Origin of the sequence: Bacteroides sp. AM32-11AC (assembly GCF_003603515.1) — a bacterium.
GTDB lineage: Bacteria > Bacteroidota > Bacteroidia > Bacteroidales > Bacteroidaceae > Bacteroides > Bacteroides uniformis.
In genome coordinates, this window is the sequence record NZ_QTNH01000001.1 from 400,167 (window position 1) to 421,304 (window position 21,138).

Consider the following 21,138-nt stretch of genomic DNA (forward strand, 5'->3'; position numbering starts at 1 on the left):
ATTCCGACTAATCAGAATTTGATGTCAACGCCAAAAGTGAAGGCTTTCGTCTGGGGATAATTGTTTGCCGCACCCAGAGATACCCCATCTGTTGCTGATGCGTTATAGTTGACTTCGGGGTCATAGCCATCCCAAAAGTCAGTAAAAGTCAAGAGATTCTCAGCATTGGCATAAATGTAGGCAGACTTCAGTCCGATGGCTTTCATCCATTTGGAGGGCAGGTCGTAACCCAGCTGCAGGTTCTTCAGACGCAGGTAAGCAGCACTCTTCATCCAGAAGGATGATGTATAGGTGTTGTTACTGCTCTTATAGGAGAGGCGAGGCGTGGATGCATCATGATTCTGCTCCGTCCAATAGTCAAGGTGTTCCTTGCGGTAGGTTCCTCCCTGATAGCAAGGCATCACGTAGTAGGAATTGAGATAACCGTCGGCCTTGCCAACTCCTTGCAAGAAAGCCGAAAGACGAATTCCTTTGTATCCTACTCCTAAATTAAAGCTATAACTATAGCGTGGAACTGTACTTCCGATAATCGTCTTGTCATCTGTAGTAATTTTGTTGTCTCCGCTGACATTCCGGTATTTCAGGTCACCGGGATATACGGTTGTACCGAATTGGAGACAGTTGGCATTGATTTCGTCCGCTTCTTCTTGTGAATTGATGAAACCGTCGCATATCAATCCGTAAATGGAGTTAATGGAAGACCCCTCTTGGTTACGAATATCACCGCTTGTGCTGCTTGTGCCCCGCATGTCGGTGATGGTGTTTTTCACGTCGCTCAGCGTAAGGGCGGCATCCAGCGAAAAGTCCCTCGTCAGCTTCTTGCTGTAGCCTACGCTTAGCTCCCATCCCTGGTTTCTTACCTTGCCGGCATTCTGGAAGGGAGCACCCATACCAATGTGGTTGGGGATGTCCAGCTTCATCAGGATACCATCCGTTATCTTCCTATACCAGTCGGCAGTGATGTTGATACAGCCGAACAGTGAAAGATCTATGCCTAAGTCAGTCATGGTAGAAGTCTCCCATGTAAGGTCCCTATTGGAGAGCGAGGTAACAGCAGAGGTCGTGTAAAGATTACCTCCCATAGATATAGAGCCCGTAGAGAGTTGCTGAGTAGTGGGATAATAGGAACTTCCGATATTCTGGTTGCCCAGTTTGCCCCAAGAGGCACGTAATTTCAGATTATCCACTCTATCGCGTATAGATTCCATAAAGGGTTCCTCGCTGATGCGCCATGCTGCAGAGAATGAAGGGAACACGCCATATCGGTTACCCTCTGCAAATCTGGAAGAACCGTCGGTACGGATATTGGCCTCCACAAGGTAGCGTTCCTTGTAGTTGTAATTCAAGCGGCCAAAGAAGGAGTTGATGGCCCATTGGTACTCCCCTCCTCCATTGTTCATGTTCTCAATGTTACCGGCATCAATTTGGTCATATTGAGGGAAGTTGAATACTTGACGATAGGCAGAAAGAGTCTTTTCTGTATAGGTCTGACACTCCATACCTGCCATTACTTTGAAGTAGTGGTCATCCAGCTGTTTCTCATAGTTGGTCAGTGCCTGTGTGTTCCAGTAGAAGTAACGGTAGGCCGATTCTGTAAGCGAGTTGTAGGTTTCGCCGCTCTTGAAGCTGGTAGTACCTTCCGGGTCACCATACGTGGTGACAGAATTCTTATAGTTATGGTTATTCTTGGTGATATAACGTGGAGTGGCTTGAACTGACACATTCCATCCATCGAGAATCTTATAGGTCAGAGCCATCGCCATGGTAGCACGGATAACATTGTTTTTCACAATACCGCCTTCACGCAACAACAGCACGGGGTTATTGCCCATCAGACCATTTGCCCCATTATAAAGACCAGTAGTAAATTGATTGACAATGTTCGGGGTTCGGGTGTTCATATAATTGAAGGCATGTCCTTCGTAGGGAGAACTATTTTTATTGGCATTGCTTACTTGTATGTCAAACTTCATGTCCAGACGGTCGCTAAGCTTGATGTCCATATTGTTGCGTACAGAGATTTTACGGTAAGAGGAATTGACCACTATACCCGTCTGGTCCAGATACCCTATAGAAGTAAGTGTCTTGATACGTTCTGATGAAGAAGTCAGAGTAAGCGTATGCCCATGGTTGAATCCGTTTTCTGTAAGAATCAAGTCCTGCCAGTCTGTATTAGGATAGATGTCCGGGTCAGTAGCCATGCCAGCCACATATTCCCTTATATATTCATCACTATAGGGCAGGTCGGATCCGTCGTTACCTGCTGCCACATTTTCCAATTGCATATATTCCAATGCATCCACTTTTTGAGGAAGCATCGTTGCGCCTTGGAATCCAAAATATCCTTTATAGGATATGCTGAACTTGTCTTGACTGCCACCCCGTTTGGTAGTCACCAGAATGACACCATTGGCAGCACGTGAACCATAGATGGATGCAGATGCAGCATCTTTCAAGACGGACACTGACTCGATGATGTTAGGATCCACTTCATCTATGGTTCCTTCTACGCCATCGACCAACACCAACGGGGCGGCACTATCACCACCGAAGGTTCCGATACCACGTATACGTATATGACCGCCATTGCCGCCTGGCTCACCGCTCTGTGTAGTGACAGTTACACCTGCAGCCATGCCTTGCAGAGCCGAAGATACGTTTGATACTCGACGGCTTGCAAGCTTCTCGCTGTTAAGCGAAGAAACCGAGCCTGACAGATTAACCTTCTTGTTAGTGCTATAACCTACCACTACCACGTCGTTAAGCAATTGTGAGTCTTCATCCAGTACCACATGAATGAAGTTCTCCCCTGCAGTCTTCAGCTTGAGGGTACGGAAGCCGATGTAGGATACGATGAGTTCCGCGTCTTCGATGGTTTCAAAATTGAAGTTGCCGTCCACATCGGTAATGGTTTTCTCGGGAGAATGGGTCACTTGAATTGTAGCACCGGGAAGTGGATTATTGAACCGGTCCACCACTTTACCTTTGATGGGTTTCAGTGAAGCTGCGACTACATTCAACGAAACAAGCAGCCCACAGACACACACAAAGGATTTAATCATTCTTGTTTTCATTAGTTTCTATGATGATTTTAATTTCGGCTGCAAAAGAATGGATGCTGTATTACAGACTTGTGTCACTTCTGTGATTTTGATATGACACCGGATGAGAGCCCGACATATGTAACTTGAACGTAACCCCATAGAAACGACGAAGTAATTTCACTCACCTATTTTTGCTCTCAATTCAAACAACAAATAATTGAAAGAGAAAAGCAATGAACAAAAAGAACATTTTTTACGCCGCATTGCTGCTTATGGCAATAGGGGCAGAAGCTAAAGAGATTAAAGGCAAAGTCATGGCCGACGGCAAGGGGCTGGCCAAAGTTGTAGTAACCGATGGCACCGCATTCGCTCTTACCAGTGAAGACGGAAGCTATATGATTGATGCTGATGAGAAGGCCCACTTTATCTATGTAGTGACACCTTCAGGCTATATGGCACCTTGCAACGGGGGTACTCCCGTCTTCTATAAGACTCTGAACGAGAACAGCCACGATTTCCAGCTCCATCGCTGGGGAACAGTAGGAGGCAAATACGCCATGATGGCAGCAGCCGATACACAACCGCGCGGAGAGAACGCATTCCATCGGCTTGAAACGGAAGCTTTCCCCGACCTCAAGCAAGTGGGCTTTGAATATATGAGCCAGAATATTCCTGCTTTCGCCATCTTCTTGGGCGACATCTTATGGGATAACCTGGAAATGTTTCCCCACATCAAGCAAGAGATAGCAAAGATCCAAATTCCCATCTATCCGGTTATCGGCAACCACGACCACGACAAGGAGGTGAGCGACGATGATGCCAGTGCACATCTTTATCGGCATTTCTTTGGACCCACTTACTATGCGTTCAATGCTGGAAAAGACTATTATATCGTTTTGGACAATATCCTTTATAAAGGAAACAAGAAGTATGAGGTGGGGCTCAATGATCAGCAGCTCAATTGGGTGAAGAGCTATCTGCAGTACGTCCCCAAAGGGGCTCATCTGTTTGTTTGCATGCATGCTCCGGCATACTTCTATAACGAGAACTACAAGTTGGGACGCGTAGCCGAGTTACTCGACCTTTTCGAGGGTTATAAGGTAGATATTCTCAGTGGTCACACCCATGTACAATGCAACACACAAATCAGAAACAACATTCGTGAGTACAATATCGCCTCCATCGGAGGCGCGTGGTGGTTATGGGACGGCATCTATAGCAAAGACGGTACCCCTATTGGCTACCAAGTATTCGAATCCGGCAAGAACGGAATTGCAAATTATTTCAAGTCATTAGGACATGACCGTGACTATCAGTTCCGTTACTATCCCGTGGGTACAGTACCCGGCCATGAAGACGAACTCTGTGTCAAGGTATGGAATTGGGATAACCGCTGGAAAGTGGAATACTACGAAGACGGGAAGTTGAAAGGCGAAATGAAGCAGTATAAAGGCATGGATCCTGATTATGATTTCTTCCTGCAGCGCAAAGCTGTCACAGAGGGAAAGGATATGAAGGAACGTGGTCGCCAAGCTAACAAGAATGCTTATTTCTTTTTCTCTACAAAACCGAGCGATAAAGCAAAGAAAATAAAAATCGTGGTGACTGACGCCAACGGGAAAAGCTACGAGCAGTCTTTGGAACATTAAGTAAACAGACAGATAGTAATCGGTACCTAATTATGAGCCATTCCCTGCTCCTCGTTATTCAGCTATCGGTTATTATTCGTACCTTTACCCGAAAAAGGAATGCCACATGATACCCAAGCCCCTCATTACCTACATCGAGACAGCAATCATCCCCCGTTACAAGGAGTTTGACAAGGCACACAACCTCTCCCACGTCCGTACCGTCATCGAAGAAAGTCTTGCCCTCGCCCGGCAACATCCCGAAGCGGACGAACGCCTGGCATACGTCATTGCCGCCTACCATGATACGGGACTGTGCCGCGACCGCACCACCCACCACCTTGTCTCCGGCGAGATACTGATGGCGGACTCCACCCTGCGGCAATGGTTCTCCGATACGGAAATCCTCCTCATGAAAGAAGCCGTAGAAGACCACCGCGCCTCCACCGACCACGAGCCGCGCAGCATCTACGGCAAGATTGTTGCCGAAGCAGACCGTATCATCGACCCGGACATCACCCTGCGCCGCACCGTCCAATACGGCTTGAAACAGAATCCTGCCGCAGACAAGGAGTGGCACTACCAACGGTTCCATCAGCATCTCATGGCAAAGTATGCACCCGGCGGTTATCTGAAGCTTTGGTTTCCCGAGGGGAAGAATGCGGAACAGCTGAAGAAGCTCCAAGCCATTATCGCAGACGAAGGACGACTGCGGCAAGTTTTCAACCGAATATTCGAGGAGGAAAAGTAATAGCGGTATCAATGAAACATATGCCCCATTTCATTTCCGACTATGGAAACGGTTTGTTTCCTATAATGGAACAGAGTGTTCTCTATAAGGAAACAAAGTGTTTCCTATAACGGAACAAATCGTTTTATCCCGTCGAAACAAGTCGTTTCATACAAGAGAAACAATCTGTTCCGACGGGGTGTAACAAAGTGTTCAGTACTGTGAACTAATACAATAGCTCTATTTAGAAGGTCTCACAAGATAAGTATCCGCCTCCATAAGTATAAAGACTTATGGGCGTGCCAACATGAGGAAATCATAAAACTCACAGATGGACTGGCCTTCGGTCTCTGATTCGAAGACAAAGAAGAGCGGCTGCTTTCCCTTATGCAGCTTTGCCGGAATAGAGAGCGAAGCATAGAACTCCCTGCAAGTGCTGCCAGCCTTCACATTCACAAGTCCTATCTCTACACCGCCTTTTGTTGTCCAAGGGCTACCCAGCATGATGCGGATGCGCCCGTCGGTATCTTCAGCCTTCAACCTTAACTGCATCTGCAAAGACTTATCTCGCGGAACGGCACTCATATTCAAGTATTTATATCCTACAATCGACCCACTTGTGTTATTCACCACCGGAGCGAACGGGATTTTGTGGTTGTTATCGCCGGCATAGGGATTATTATCCCGGTACACAGGCCGGATATAAGACCCCGTATACACATAATGGGGATAGACCTCTTTGATTCCTCCGGGATTGGTGTGCCAACAAGCCAGCCCGGCCGAGATGCGCTGCATAGGATTGAGCCCTTCAAGAAGGAAGCCTTCAGAATTGAACTCTCCGCGTGAAATCACGACTTTCCCGCCTTTTCCTTTTTCCACCTTTACATCAATGGCCGACACCATAGCTTGGCGTGCATAGCAATCGGTACCTATCTGGCGATGATAGAACACGTACCATTGCTCGCCTATCTTGCAGATACTGCCATGCGTATTTCCACCGGGCATGGCCGAAGCTATCACGTTGCCTTTTTCGTCATACTCACGCGCCCGCGCATCGATGATTGTCCCACCATAAGTCCACGGGCCCAAGGGATGCTCGCTGTAGGCATAGGCCAACGTATAGTTGCTGGCGTTTGGCAGGCCATCTTCACCCTCAGCGGTAGTACGGCTATAGATAAACACATACTTATCCTCAATCTTGCGGATAGAAGATGCCTCAAAGAAGCGGAATATACCTTCCTGCCGATAGCCCGAAATCATGTTCTCCACCACTTCGGTACCGGGCTTTACCGTGCACATGGTAGCAGGGTCCAACTCCGCGCCATGCGAAATGCCAAATCCCCAATAACCATACACGCGTCCATCATCGTCAACAAACACTGCGGGGTCGAATCCCAAGCAACCGAAAGTCTCACGAGGACGTTCCTTGTTCCAATTGCATACTGTAAACGGACCATCGGGACGGTCGCTTTTGGCAATCATGGAATTGCGCCCGCCACCTTGATTATTCGGAAAGAGGTAATAAGTTTTCTTACCATCGGCATCGGTAGTTACTGTCACGTCAGGGGCAAAAAGCACGTCGTCGGTCCCATCAGCATTCAGTTTATACAGCTCGGGCGACTCATTGACTTTAAATATCACGCCGTCATATCTCCAACGGGTCAAGTCCTCTACGGGTGCCGACCACACCACTTGGTCACGTCCACAATACATCCACTTGAGATTATCGTGCGAGCCATAAATATAGACACGGTACTTGCCGGGGCAGTCAGGATCCTCAAACACATAGGGCTCACCGTCAGGAATAAACTCCCAAAGCGGCAGATAAGGATTCTGTGCAGATAATGTAAAAGACAGACCGATGAGACATGAGAAAATCATCAGAATTTTTCTTACTTTGTTTTTCATAATCGCATTGATTTATAGAATGATACTTAAATTTATAATTGCGACAAAACTATCAATTTATCATTTTACTCTCGTGCTTTTAATGCAAATTAACATACCCACTTTCCCCGGTAAGTACTATCTTTGCTTAAAAAAGTGAAGATAGGCTGCACCTCAGCATAAAAAATGAACGAGTTCATTTTATTCTGCATTCGGTTTGCACTATCTTTGCATCCAATTAACTGAACAATAACTAAAAAACAAGATAACACTATGGCATTAAAAGCTGGTATCGTGGGCCTTCCCAACGTAGGAAAATCCACTCTTTTCAACTGCTTGAGCAGCGCAAAGGCACAAGCGGCAAACTTCCCGTTCTGTACAATCGACGCCCAAATGGGACAAGTGTCCGTACCCGACGAACGACTGACCCGTCTCGCCGAGCTGGTTCACCCGGGGCGTATCGTACCCGCCGTGTGCGACATCGTCGACATTGCCGGACTGGTGAAGGGCGCCAGCAAAGGTGAAGGACTCGGCAACCAGTTCTTGGGCAACATCCGCGAGTGCGACGCCATCATCCACGTGCTGCGCTGCTTCGACAATGGCAACATCGTCCACGTGGACGGCTCGGTGAACCCCGTACGCGACAAAGAAATCATCGACACAGAGCTGCAACTGAAGGACCTCGACACGGTGGAAAACCGCATCAAGCGTGTAGAGAAGATTGCCAAAGTGGGTGGCGACAAGGCGGCAAAGATAGAGTACGAACTCCTGCTCCGCTACAAGGATGCCCTGGAACAAGGACAAAGCGCCCGCACCGTCATTCCGCAGAACGACGACGAGGAACAATGTGCCAAGCAGATGTTCCTGCTCACCACCAAACCCGTGCTCTACGTCTGCAACGTGGATGACGTCAGTGCCGCCAGCGGCAACCAGTACGTAGAGCAGGTGCGTGAAGCCATCAAGGGCGAGGATGCGGAACTCATCATCATCTCCGCCCAGACCGAAGCCGACATCGCCGAACTGGAGACATACGAAGAAAAGCAGATGTTCCTCGAAGACCTGGGACTGAAAGAAAGCGGCTGCAACCGTTTGATTAAAGCTATCTACAGCCTGCTGAACCTCGAAACCTTCATCACTGCCGGAGAGATGGAAGTAAAAGCATGGACCTATCGCAAGGGCTGGAAGGCTCCACAATGCGCCGGCGTTATCCATACGGATTTTGAAAAGGGATTCATCCGGGCAGAGGTCATCAAGTATGAGGATTATATCAAGTATGGCAGCGAAGCAGCCGTGCGCGAAGCCGGAAAGTTGGGTGTGGAAGGTAAGGAATACGTGGTGCAGGATGGGGACATCATGCACTTCAGGTTCAATGTGTAATGATATTCATTCCAGATGGCAATGTACTTTCTTTGTACATTGCCATTTTCTAATAAACTCCATACAATAACAATACTGTGAAACAGATTATCTTCCTTTTATTCTTATTGTCCTGTACTGCCGTTTATGCACAACAGCAAGACTCGGTAACCATTCACGGACGGGTGACTGATTACAACGGACAGCCGATAGACAGTGCCAGCGTCTGGTGGCAAAACCCGCAGTTCAATGACATCATAGAAGCCATAACCGACAAAGACGGGCATTACACGGCCCGTATACCCAAAGGGAAATATCAAAGTGCAGCCTCTATTTATCTGCCCTCCTATGCGCACATTGCCATGAAAAGCGGGCTGCCCGAGACTGAACACCGCCTGGAGTTCTGGGCCTGGGATTTCATCGCCGACCGCGACACTACACTCGACATACGTTATCATCGTATGGAAGCTTATGGCCTGCGTGCTTTCTGCATCCCCGGAGCCATGCCTACTTATCAGATATACGTCCGTCCCATGAGCTTGACACGTACCTACCAATGGATGAAAGAAACAAAGCCCGAGTCATTGGTACACGGTGAAAACCTGAGTGACATTGAGCAACAAGAACAAAACAAAGAAGCCAGAGAATGCCAGATGGCTCCCCGGCCCGGGCAACTGAAAGTCACCGTCTGGATAGACGGCGAGAAAGTCCCCGTGCTGATGAAGCAGGAAATAAAAGAATATTTCGACAGCAACGAATATGGCAACGCCTATCTATTGACAGTAGACATGCCCAAGCATCCCAAAAAAGACCTTCCCTACCGTATCTTCAAAGTAGAGCTGGAAGACATGGAAAACGGTGACCGGGGCGAAGGGCTTTACTATATGGAAAAGGAAAACTACGTTCAATAAACCATACACAACAAATGGCAAACAGTAATCTGAAATACCTCATAGCAGGTACCGGCGGCGTAGGCGGAAGCATCGCCGCCTTTCTTTCATTATCCGGCAAAGACGTCACTTGCATTGCACGTGGCGAACACCTTGCCGCCATACGCGGGAACGGTCTGCAACTGCACTCCGATTTGAAAGGTGAACATTGTCTGAAAGTGGCGGCATTTACCGCAGAAGAATTCCAAGGCAAAGCGGATGTTATCTTCGTCTGCGTCAAAGGTTATTCCGTAGACTCCATTACGGAACTCATCAAACGTGCCTCACACGAGCGTACAGTGGTAATCCCCATCCTGAATGTTTACGGAACCGGTCCCCGTATCCAGCGGTTGGTCCCCGGCGTCACGGTGCTCGACGGCTGCATCTACATCGTAGGATTCGTATCCGGACGGGGAGAAATCACGCAGATGGGAAAGATTTTCCGGCTCGTCTACGGAGCACACCGCAGCACGATTGTTTCCCGTGAAACATTGGAAGCCGTGCAACGCGATTTGCAGGAAAGCGGCATCAAAGCCGAAATCTCCGACGACATCAACCGGGACACATTCGTCAAGTGGTCCTTCATTTCTGCTATGGCCGTCACCGGAGCCTATTACGACGTACCTATGGGCGAAGTCCAGAAACCGGGCAAAGTGCGCGACACCTTTATCGGACTGTCACAAGAGAGTGCAGCTTTGGGCAGGAAGTTGGGTATAGAATTCAAGGAAGACATCGTGCAGTATAACCTCAAAGTAATAGACAAACTCGCCCCTGAAAGTACCGCCTCCATGCAGAAAGATATGGCCAAAGGACATCAGAGCGAAGTACAAGGCTTGTTGTTCGACATGATTACGGCTGCAGAGGAACAAGGGATTGAGGTGCCGACGTATAGGATGGTGGCGGAGAAATTCAAATAAACTGTCACGATGAACTGCCAAACGAGATAATTTCATACCTTTGTCCCGAACAACCCCGTAATTCAGTAATTTAATTCTTCATAAATATGCTATCATTACTCACCATCAACTGGAACCCCGACCCCGAACTATTCAACTTCTTCGGCATATCCATCCGCTACTACGGTTTGTTATGGATTATCGGCCTCGCTTTTGCCTACCTTATCGTGCAACACCAGTACCGCGACCGCAAAATAGACGAAAAGAAATTCGAACCTCTCTTCTTCTATTGCTTCTTCGGCATACTGATAGGCGCACGACTGGGCCACTGCATATTTTACGACTGGGCATACTACCAAGACCACTTCGTTGAAATGATTCTCCCCATCAAGCAGACCGCCGCAGGATGGAAAATGACGGGTTACACCGGCCTTGCCAGCCACGGCGGCACGCTGGGCCTGATTATCGCCCTCTGGATGTACTGCCGCAAGACGAAGATGCACTACATGGACGTGCTCGACATGATAGCCGTTGCCACTCCCATCACCGCCTGCTGCATCCGCCTTGCCAACCTGATGAACTCCGAAATCATCGGCAAACCGACCGACGTGCCCTGGGCATTCATCTTCGAGCGCGAAGACATGCTGCCCCGCCATCCGGCACAGCTCTACGAAGCCATCGCCTACTTCATCTTCTTCCTGGGGATGGTCTGGCTATACAAACGCGGACAGAAGAAACAAGAGACCAAGCTCGAAACAGATTTCAGCACCACCAAGCGGAAATCAACCACCGTGCAGGCCGAAGCCTCCCTGCCCTATCACCGCGGTTTCTTCTTCGGACTCTGCCTGACGGAGATTTTCACCTTCCGTTTCTTCATCGAGTTCCTGAAAGAAAACCAGGTGAACTTTGAGGACAGCATGACGCTGAACATGGGCCAGTGGCTCAGTATCCCGTTTGTGATTATCGGGGTATATTTCATGTGTTTCTACGGGAAGAAAGCTTCCAAATAAACATTTCAGCCCTACATAAGCAACATACCCACCCCTTTCATCTGTGTGGATTTCTCTACTTTTACGGCATCGAAACAGTAACCGTAAATCATATATTTATCATGAAAGAGAAACAACTGATGAAAGGGGCAGCTTTTATGCTGCTAGCAGCAACTGCCATCCCGCCCGCACATGCCCAACTGAAAACAAATGCCGGCGTGCAATACCTGCTTTCCCAGTCGAAAGACATGAGCCAGGATTTTCTGGACCTCAGCAACACCTATTTCTTTGCCGACAGCCTGGTATCGTTCGACACCTCTACCGGTAAAGGGACTGTCCAGTGGAAACGCCAGCAACTGATGCCCCGCCAGGCATTCAATGCAAACACCTACCTGCACCAGCCCCTCCAGTCGCTGGACTTCCCGGAGACGGCCTACGACAACAACCCGCAGCTGACGTTCACCGTCGAACCGGTCAGCGAACGCACCCTCCGCATCCGTATGCTTACCTCGCCCATCGTACCGAAAGAAGATGCCGATGACCCCATGCTCATAGGAAAGCCTGCCGACGGACGCTCCTTCTGGAAAGCCGAGAAGACGGATAAAGGTACCCTGTACACCTCCCGATACGGCAGCCTGCTCATCGAGAATTACCCCTGGCGCCTGGTGCTGAAAGATGCCGACGGACGCCTGCTGACACAGACTCGTTGCTGGAGCGACAACGACTCCACACAGGTCAAGGTACCTCCATTCAGCTTTATCAAGCGCGGCTCGGACAACTCACGCAGCATCAATCCCGTATTCAGCCTCGCGCCAAACGAGAAAATCTACGGTTGCGGCGAGTCCGCCACCGCACTGAACAAGGCCGGACAAAAGGTCAACCTCTTTGTCACCGACCCGCAGGGCCCCGAAACTCCGGATATGTACAAGCCTATCCCCTTCTTTTTCAGTAACCGCAGCTATGGCATGTTTATGCACACTTCCGCCCCCGTGACCTGCGACTTCGGCTGCTCCTACATCGGAGCCACCAAACTCTTTATGGCAGACGAAGCGATGGACATCTTCATCTTCCTGGGTTCGCCGAAGGAGATGCTGAGCGAATACACCGCACTGGTAGGACGGCCCGAAATGCCCCCCTTGTGGAGCTTCGGCACCTGGATGAGCCGCATCACCTACTTCAGCGAAGCAGAGGGCCGCGATGTAGCCCGGAAACTGCGTGAGAACAAGATACCGAGCGACGTCATCCACTTCGATACCGGTTGGTTCGGCGTGGACTGGCAGTGCGACTACGCCTTTGCCGCCGACCGCTTCGACAATCCCCGGCAGATGCTCACCGACCTAAGGTCACAAGGCTTCCGCACCTGCCTCTGGCAACTCCCCTACTTCACTCCGAAAAACAAGTTCTTCCCCGAGCTGGTGGAACGCGGTCTGTACGTACGCAACGGTAAGGGGCAGCTCCCCTACGAGGACGTGGTGCTGGACTTCACCAACCCCGAAACCGTGAAGTGGTATCAGGAAAAACTCGGCAATCTGATTGAAATGGGTGTAGGCGCCATCAAAGTAGACTTCGGCGAAGGTGCCCCGCTGGATGCCATCTATGCCAACGGCCGTAGCGGACTGTACGAACACAACCTCTACCCGCTGCGCTACAACAAAACCGTGGCCGACATCATCAAGAAGCTGCACGGCGAAAACATCATCTGGGCACGCTCTGCATGGGCAGGCTCACAACGCTACCCGCTGCACTGGGGCGGTGATGCCGCCACCACCGAAACCGGTTTCGAGGGAACCGTCCGCAGCGGTCTCTCCATCGGATTGAGCGGGTTCTGCTTCTGGAGCAATGACATAGGCGGCTTCGTGACCCAAAGCCCCGAAAGCCTCTACCGCCGCTGGCTGCCCTTCGGCTTCCTCACCAGCCACAGCCGCGTGCACGGAGCACCTCCCACTGAGCCGTGGTACTACGGGAAAGAGTTCACAGACTATTTCCGCCGTTGCGCCGAGCTGAAGTACAAACTGATGCCCTATGTATACGCACAATCCAAAGAGTGCACCGAGAACGGCTGGCCGATGCTCCGCGCCCTGCTGCTGGAGTATCCCGACGACCCGGGTGCATGGCTGGTAGAGGACGAGTACATGTTCGGCTCCAACCTCCTCGTGGCACCCATGCTCGAAGAGGGCAGCGGACGGGATGTCTACCTCCCCGGACGGCAGAAATGGATAGACTACCAGACCGGAAAGGTGTATGCTCCGGGATGGAACCATATCGAGTGCGGCACCCTGCCCATCGTCATTCTTGTAAAGGACGGTTCGGCCATCCCCCATATCCCCGTGGCACAATGCACAGACCAGATGAAATGGGACAAGATTACGTGGAAGAAGTATCTGGCAGACGAAAAGAAAGCTAAAGGATTGCTCTGCCTGCCGCAGGACGGACAGTTACAACGGATATCAATCCCATAACCGGTATATCAAACACATTAAACCCTAATACCCCATGCGAAACAAGTTATTGTTCCTCGCCTTGCCCCTGCTATTCGGCTTACAGGCAAGCGCACAACACACACAAGCCTTTCAAGATACCACGCTCACCGACGAACAGCGCGTGGAACATCTTCTTTCCATCCTGACATTGGATGAAAAGATAAACCTTCTTTCCACCGACCTCGGTGTCCCCCGCCTCAACATTCCCCGTTGCGGACACTACGAAGGACTGCACGGGCTGACCCTCGGCGGGCCTGCCATGTGGGGCGGACGCCAAAGAACGGAAGACGGGAAAGTAGTCCCTACCGACTGCCCCACCACCATATTCCCCCAGTCCTACGGTCTGGGCTCCACATGGGACACCGATTTGGTGCGGAAAGTAGCGGAACAAGCCGCTGAAGAAGCCCGCTACTACATGCAGACCACCGGCAACAAGCGTCATGCCCTCGTGATGCGCGCTCCGAATGCCGACCTTGCCCGCGACCCACGCTGGGGACGCACCGAGGAGAGTTTCGGAGAAGATGCTTTCCTCACCGCCCAACTCACCATTGCCAGCGTACGCGGCCTGCAAGGCAATCATCCCCGCTACTGGAAAACCGCCTCTCTGATGAAGCATTTCCTTGCCAACAGCAACGAGGACGGACGGGACAGCACTTCCTCCGACTTCGACACGCGCTTGTTCCATGAATACTATGCTTATCCTTTCTATAAAGGCATCACCGAGGGAGGCAGCCGTGCCTTCATGGCCGCCTACAACAGTTGGAACGGCATCCCCATGTCCATCCATCCCTGCCTCGAAGAGATTACCCGCAAGCAGTGGGGCAACAACGGTATCATCTGTACGGACGGCGGTGCCCTGAAACTGCTGATTGAAGCGCACAAGAGTTTTCCGAGCTTTGCGGAGGGTGCTGCTGCCGTAGTAAAAGCCACCACAGGACAATTTCTCGACGCATACGTTCCTTACGTCAAGGAAGCTCTGGAAAAGGGATTACTGACCGAAGTCGACATCGACAAGGCTATCCGCGGGAACATCTTCGTCGCCCTCAAGCTCGGCTTGCTGGACGGGGACAACTCCCGTAACCCTTATCTCTCTATCGGAAAGAACAGTACGGAGACACCGCCTTTCATGACAGCAGAAGCCCGCAGGCTGGCACGGGAAGTCACCGCCAAGTCCGTGGTGTTATTGAAAAACAAAAAACTCCTGCCACTCGATGCCGGAAAGCTGCGTAAAATAGCCGTTATAGGCCCGTATTCGGACAAAATCGTGCAAGACTGGTATAGTGGTACCCCGCCTTACGAAACAACGATTCTGAGTGGCATACGCAATGCTGTGAAAGAAGGAACCGAAATCATCCACGCCGAAGACAACCGCATGGGCCAGGCAGAAAAGGCTGCTGCAGCCGCCGACGTTGCCATCGTGTGTGTAGGAAACCATCCTTACGGCACGCGTGCGGACTGGAAGTTCTCTCCCGTCCCCAGTGACGGCCGCGAAGCCGTGGACCGCAAATCGCTGATGCTGCCCGATGAAGACTTGGTGAAGCTGGTGCTCAAGGCCAATCCCAATACCATACTGGTGCTCGTCAGCAGCTTCCCCTACACCATCAACTGGAGCCAGGAGCACGTGCCTGCCATCGTCCACATCACCCACTGCAGTCAGGAGCAGGGCAACGGACTGGCCGACGTACTCTTCGGCAAGGTGAATCCAGCCGGACGTACCGTACAGACGTGGGTGAAAGACATCACTGACCTACCCGACATAATGGACTACGACATCCGCAACGGACGTACGTATATGTACCACCAAGGCCCTGTGCTCTATCCTTTCGGCTATGGTCTGAGCTATTCCGACTTTACGTACGAGAAGATTGAATCCGTCAAGCAAGACAAGAAGAACATCCGCGTGACGGTATCAGTGAAGAATACCAGCGGACGCGACGGAGAAGAAGTCGTACAGCTCTATGCCAGCTATCCGGACTCCAAAGTGGAACGTCCTTCCAAGCAGTTGCGCGCCTTCAGGCGTATCCCCATCAAGGCCGGCGAAACCCGGAAAGTGACGCTTACCGTGCCCAAAGAAGAGCTCGGCTATTGGAACGAAGGAAAGCAGATGTTCGTTGTAGAACCCGGAACGGTGAAGCTGCTGATAGGGGCTTCATCGGAAGATATACGGTTGGAGGGAAAGATCAGGCTATAAGAATGAAAAAGCCATCCCTTAACATACCGACTATAAAAATTAGCGAGTTATGCCACAACAACGTGGCAAACCCGCTAATTACATATTTGCAAGCATAAATGAAAAGTACAGGGTCACTTTACAATAAACTCATATCTTCCTGCCGCCAGTTCCACCACCCGTACATTCTCGGCCTTGTCAGGTAAAGTGAGTGTAGCTGTACTGTTAGCGGGCACTGTAACTTCATAATGCACACATTTCCCTTTCCATTCCCAGCGAGAAACAATTTCACCGTAAGGCGACCGATGACGAGCTTCAAACCGTTTCAATCCCTTTATGAAATGGGGACGGAGCAGAATGTTTTGAAAACCAGGTTGCACGGGATCAGGGAAAATACCTCCCAGCCCCTTGTAGAACCAAGCACCTATTTCACCGAACATCATATGATTGTCCGAGATGTCACGAGTAGCCTGCAAATCCCAGTTCTCGAGCAGCGTAGTGGCACCGTTCACCATCCACCAACCCCATGAAGGATAAGTGTCCTGTACAGCCACCTTATAAGCTGTTTCAGCATAACCATTTTCGCTGAGTGCATTCAGAATAGCTTTAGCTCCTAATACACCCACATCCAAGTGAAAACCGTCCTCCTCTACCTTATGTGCCAAGTTAGCTGCCACTTTTCCTATCAACTCTTCGGGCACAATCTTCCATTGCAAGGGAACACTCAATTCGGTTTGTGAACCTTCGGCATAGATGCCTGTTTCTCGATTCAGGAACTTATCATTGACAGCTTGCTTTATCTCCTCCGACAAGGCATTATAATATTCGTAATCGGCCTGTTTGCCGAAGAGTTTGGCAGCAGCGGCCAAAATCTTGGTATCTACATAAAAGTAGACCGAGGAAGTCAGCTCTTTATTGGATTTTGACTTCACCGGCACCCAGTCTCCGCGCCCCCACGTAGTGAGATGATTGTTAGAGATACGCTCCACATAATCCACATAACGTTTGATGCTCTCGTAACAATCGCTCAAGGGCTTGCTATCACCGTAGAAGAGGTAGATATTCCAAGGGATGATGGCAATAGTACTAGTCCAGTCCAGCCCGTTGTCTGTACCATATCCCCATCCACCAGTTGGAATAATATCGGGCAGCACTCCGTTGGGCTGCTGTTCGTCACGATGGTCGGCCAACCATTTTTCGTAAACGGTAATTCCATCAAAGTTATAAAATGCTGCCTCAATGGCAAAATGACCGTCACCAGTCCAACCGTTCTTCTCGCGCTGAGGGCAATCGGTGGGGTAGCCCATCAGATTGGAAAGGTAAGAGTGATTGGCAGCATGGAGCAGCTTGCCTATCAGTGGGCTCGAAGATTCCAAGCTACCTACTGCCGGCACATCACTGTGCATGAAGTAAGCAATCAAGCTGTTTTGGTCAAGCTCAATAGGCTTATCTGCCACTACCTCCACATAACGAAATCCCTTGTAATTAAATCGGGGCATGAACTCATCCTCTTCTCCACTCAGAATGAGAATGTCCGTCTGAAAAGGGTCTTTCTCCTTATCGCCTCGAAAGTAGACATCAATGTTCGAGAGATCGAGGCGGCCATTTGGATGTAAGCGTTCGCCATGTTTGATTCTGACCTCCGTTCCCCGTTCACCCGAAACATGAATACAAGTCACACCGGACATATTTTGCCCGAAATCATAGATGTATGTTTTCTCGTCCACTTTGCGGAAAGAGACGGCGGGGAAAATCTTTACATTACGGATGGGATGTACTTGCTGGGCAGTGACATTGGAAGAAGGTACACTCCGATAGGCTACTCCGCGCCACTTGGAATCATCGAATTCCGGAGTGCTCCATCCTTTCTGCTCCAGACGTGCATCGTAGTGCTCGCCAGTATAGATACTATTAAAAGTGATTGCACCCGACGCTGTCCGCCAACTGAGATCGGTGGGAATAGTCTCCACGCTTCCATCGGTGTAGGTAATGCGCAAGTCCAGACAGAAAGTGGGACGGTTGCGCCAAGGGGCACGGTCGAAGTCCCACACTGCTTTGGATTGATGGTTATACCAGCCGTTACCCAAAAGTACGCCAATAGCGTTGTCACCATTCTGTAATTGTGAAGTCACATCATAAGCCACATACAAGTTGCGGCGATCAAAGCGGGTATAGAGAGGGGCAAGGCAGTGGTCTCCTATCTTCTCGCCATTGATGTAAAGCTCATATAGTCCAGCAGCGGCAATATAAGCACGCGCTGACTTTACCTTTTTGCCGGTCTTGAACTCTTTTCGGAAGTAAGGGGCAGGCCCATAATGAATATCCTTGCCATCGCCAATCCAAGCACCTTGCCAATGTTGCATCCCCATCATGCCCGTTTCAAAGTAAGAGACAGGAGAAGCAGTCTCCTTATATTCCATGTCGCTGCAGATTACTTTCCAATAATATCTAGTGAAAGGCTGCAGTTTTTTGCCCGCATAGGCCACAAGCTGATTACGGGAATCGTTCTTTCCACTATCCCACATCCTGCCACAGCCATTGACCACATTCAACGAGTCTTCGTCTACCACAATCCGCCAGGAAGTCTGCACAGCTCCCTGCCTACCATCTTCCATCCGCCAAGAAAGGCGTGGAACGGGATTATCCAAACCTATAGGTCTGTCAAGATGTTCGCTCCTCAGATCAACCAAACGAACCGGAGTCTGCCCTTGTACAGTAATGCAAGCAAAGAATGTGAATAGAAGCAGTATATTTCTTTTCATAACTCCATTGTTTATCTATTCCGTAGTAATCACCAGTTCCTTGCCCTCCCTCAGTTGGTCATGGGTGATAAAGTAACCGTCAATCTTCTTACCGTCATAAGTAATGTCAATAATCTTCTTGCCGCTTCCTTTCTTCACAATCGTAAAGGGACGACCATTCAGATTGAACGTCACTTTATCGAACAAGGGAACAGTAACAATATATTCAGGATCGGCAGGCGAATAAGTGTAAAGTCCAATAGCATTGAGCACATACCACGAAGACATCTCGCCGGCATCATCCATCCCTGCATAAGCCAGCTTGTCGGCACCCATGTCATAGTAGTGGTTCATCAGGCTGTCGAGAATGCATTGGGCTTTCTCTTGTTTGTCTATGAAATAATAGGTGTAAGGAATGCTGTGTCCCGGCTGGTTTCCGTGACAATAGTTTCCGATGAATCCGGTCAGGTTGTGGGCCTCGTAACCTCTCCACGGTTCGCTGAATAAGGAATCCAGTTTAGCCTCCACCGCCTCTTTACTGGGATAGAGCTTAATCATGCCTTCGGGGTCGTGGGGGGCGAAGAAGAGGGCGTTCCATGCATTGGCCTCACGGTACATGTACTGGTAATAGGGATAATACGGATCGAAATCCTGAATCCAGCTACCATCGTCAATCTTACCTCTCCAAAAGCCGGTAGAGGGGTCGAATAGCGTCTTGTAGTTGTTGGAGCGTTCCATCATCAGCTTGTAGTTGGCTTCATCTCCCAGCTCCTTGGCTACCAAGGCTACGGCATAGTCATCGTAAGCATATTCCTGGGTCTTGGTCACAGCCCCTTTGTATTCGTCCCATGTGGGTACATTCACTGTGTCTTTTTCAGCAATCCAACCTCGCTCCATATACTCATCCAAATAGCGACGTCCTCCTTTACCGGGCACCGTAGCATTTTTCAGAATCAACTTATAAGCACGCTCCAGATCGAAATCATGCAAACCACGCAACCAAGAACCAGAAATAAAAGTGGAAGCGTGATCACCATGGAAGAAGGTGGGCATGTAGCCGTCACGCTTCTCGCCTTTGTCAATAATAGACCTAATGATGTCAGTAGTCACATCGGGAGAAATCATACCTATGAGTACCAGTTTGTTGCGATAATCGTCCCAAAAAGAAGGGTCAGTGTAATAGTGGAAGCCGTTATTCACTACTTCGCCACGGACATCAGTATATTCATGATTCACATCGCTACGCAAAGCCGGCCATTTAAAAGCATGGAAGAAAGTAGAATAAAACAATCTCTTTTCACGTTCCGTGCCACCTGCAACTTGAATCTTGGAGAGGAGTGCTTCCCAAGCCGCATCGGCTTCTTCTGCCACTTGTGCAAAACTTTTGTTCAACATTTCGGCCTTCAAATTCATTTGAGCATTCTCTATACTCACAAACGAGAAACCAGCCTTCACTTCCAAAGGTTCAACACCTTTGCTGTCGATAAAACGCAGCACAGCCACCTCATGTTTGTCGTCTTTTACCATTTCCACTTGGCCTATTTTATAGTTGGTCTTAGCGTAAAAGTAGATTTTACCATCGCCATCTTGATAACCCGTGAACGTATTATCGTCAACCTTCTCAATCTTCCAATCACGGACATCATTATTAGAACGGCGGATGTCTACCAATAATGACTTATCGTCGCCCTTGCCGAAAGTATATTTATGGTAGGCACAACGCAAGGTACTGGTCAACTCGGCGTTCACTTTATAGCGTTCCAGATAAACTTGGTAATACCCCGGATGCGCAGATTCCTTCTCGTGACTAAACCCGGAGCAATAATTACCCGGAGCGATAGTTCCCACCACTGGCAACATGGGGACATGCAACAAGTTCCAATGCCCTTTAGCAGTATGTGAAAAACCATAAATCACAGTGTCCTCATATTGATAGCCCGCACCGCTACGAAACTGTGTAACGGGGCTGAGCTGCACCATTGCGTTGGGCAAGGTAGCACCCGGATAAGTTTCCGCACCCCATGTACGTGACTTTATTTTGCGCGTATACCCTAAGTCCTCAGGCTCCCACAAAGTAGCCGTACCCAAGAAAGGATTGACATATTCGGTTAATTTCTTCTGCGTACCGCCACAGCCCGTCAGAACAATCAGGGCGAACAGTAGAAATAAATATTGATTCTGTTTCATCTTTTGTGTTTATTTTATATAAAAAACTGTTGTCTCTAAAAACATTATTTCCAAAATAACTGCCAATTAAAACTGGCTCTAAAAAAAAATGTGCCGAAACC

Annotated in this window: 12 protein-coding genes; 8 read left to right on the top strand and 4 right to left on the bottom strand. The window is 49.6% G+C overall.

The window, feature by feature from the left end:
- Positions 1 to 11: 11 nt before the first annotated feature.
- Positions 12 to 3,062 carry a SusC/RagA family TonB-linked outer membrane protein gene (locus DW800_RS01565; protein WP_243634886.1) on the bottom strand — a complete coding sequence of 1,017 codons (3,051 nt, stop codon included), beginning with the start codon at positions 3,060 to 3,062 and terminating at the stop codon, positions 12 to 14.
- 215 nt (positions 3,063 to 3,277) lie between these two features.
- On the opposite strand from DW800_RS01565, the gene DW800_RS01570 reads away from it, so the two are divergent.
- The gene (locus DW800_RS01570) at positions 3,278 to 4,693 is read left to right on the top strand and encodes a calcineurin-like phosphoesterase C-terminal domain-containing protein (RefSeq protein ID WP_005833924.1); all 1,416 of its coding nucleotides are present in this window, start codon (positions 3,278 to 3,280) and stop codon (positions 4,691 to 4,693) included.
- Between the two features lie 106 nt (positions 4,694 to 4,799).
- A complete protein-coding gene (locus DW800_RS01575) occupies positions 4,800 to 5,423 on the top strand; it encodes an HD domain-containing protein (protein ID WP_119957720.1) in 624 nt (207 codons plus the stop codon).
- 270 nt (positions 5,424 to 5,693) lie between these two features.
- Here DW800_RS01575 and DW800_RS01580 read toward each other — a convergent pair whose 3' ends face one another.
- Complete coding sequence (locus DW800_RS01580; protein WP_119957721.1) at positions 5,694 to 7,310, bottom strand: family 43 glycosylhydrolase; 1,617 nt, start codon at positions 7,308 to 7,310, stop codon at positions 5,694 to 5,696.
- A 252-nt stretch (positions 7,311 to 7,562) separates the two neighbouring features.
- Here DW800_RS01580 and ychF point away from each other — a divergent pair, with 252 nt between their 5' ends.
- The 6 genes from ychF to DW800_RS01610 all read left to right on the top strand — a co-directional run bounded on the left by ychF (position 7,563) and on the right by DW800_RS01610 (position 16,130).
- Positions 7,563 to 8,666 (top strand): redox-regulated ATPase YchF, encoded by a 1,104-nt coding sequence (gene ychF, locus DW800_RS01585; RefSeq protein ID WP_016272151.1) that lies wholly within the window; start codon positions 7,563 to 7,565, stop codon positions 8,664 to 8,666.
- Positions 8,667 to 8,743: 77 nt separating this feature from the next.
- Positions 8,744 to 9,556 (top strand): carboxypeptidase-like regulatory domain-containing protein, encoded by an 813-nt coding sequence (locus tag DW800_RS01590; protein ID WP_005824864.1) that lies wholly within the window; start codon positions 8,744 to 8,746, stop codon positions 9,554 to 9,556.
- Positions 9,557 to 9,570: 14 nt separating this feature from the next.
- Positions 9,571 to 10,491, top strand: a complete 921-nt coding sequence (locus DW800_RS01595) for a ketopantoate reductase family protein (RefSeq protein ID WP_005833928.1) — start codon at positions 9,571 to 9,573, stop codon at positions 10,489 to 10,491.
- Between the two features lie 86 nt (positions 10,492 to 10,577).
- Positions 10,578 to 11,480 carry a prolipoprotein diacylglyceryl transferase gene (gene lgt, locus DW800_RS01600; protein WP_022401919.1) on the top strand — a complete coding sequence of 301 codons (903 nt, stop codon included), beginning with the start codon at positions 10,578 to 10,580 and terminating at the stop codon, positions 11,478 to 11,480.
- Between the two features lie 101 nt (positions 11,481 to 11,581).
- Positions 11,582 to 13,918 (top strand): alpha-xylosidase, encoded by a 2,337-nt coding sequence (locus tag DW800_RS01605; RefSeq protein ID WP_119957722.1) that lies wholly within the window; start codon positions 11,582 to 11,584, stop codon positions 13,916 to 13,918.
- 34 nt (positions 13,919 to 13,952) lie between these two features.
- A complete protein-coding gene (locus tag DW800_RS01610; RefSeq protein WP_119957723.1) occupies positions 13,953 to 16,130 on the top strand; it encodes a glycoside hydrolase family 3 C-terminal domain-containing protein in 2,178 nt (725 codons plus the stop codon).
- A gap of 113 nt (positions 16,131 to 16,243) precedes the next feature.
- Here the strand turns inward: DW800_RS01610 and DW800_RS01615 are convergent, their stop codons facing one another.
- Both DW800_RS01615 and DW800_RS01620 read right to left on the bottom strand, forming a co-directional pair.
- A complete protein-coding gene (locus DW800_RS01615) occupies positions 16,244 to 18,871 on the bottom strand; it encodes a glycoside hydrolase family 78 protein (protein WP_057087315.1) in 2,628 nt (875 codons plus the stop codon).
- 15 nt (positions 18,872 to 18,886) lie between these two features.
- The gene (locus DW800_RS01620; RefSeq protein WP_005833933.1) at positions 18,887 to 21,037 is read right to left on the bottom strand and encodes a GH92 family glycosyl hydrolase; all 2,151 of its coding nucleotides are present in this window, start codon (positions 21,035 to 21,037) and stop codon (positions 18,887 to 18,889) included.
- Between the last annotated feature and the right edge of the window lie 101 nt (positions 21,038 to 21,138).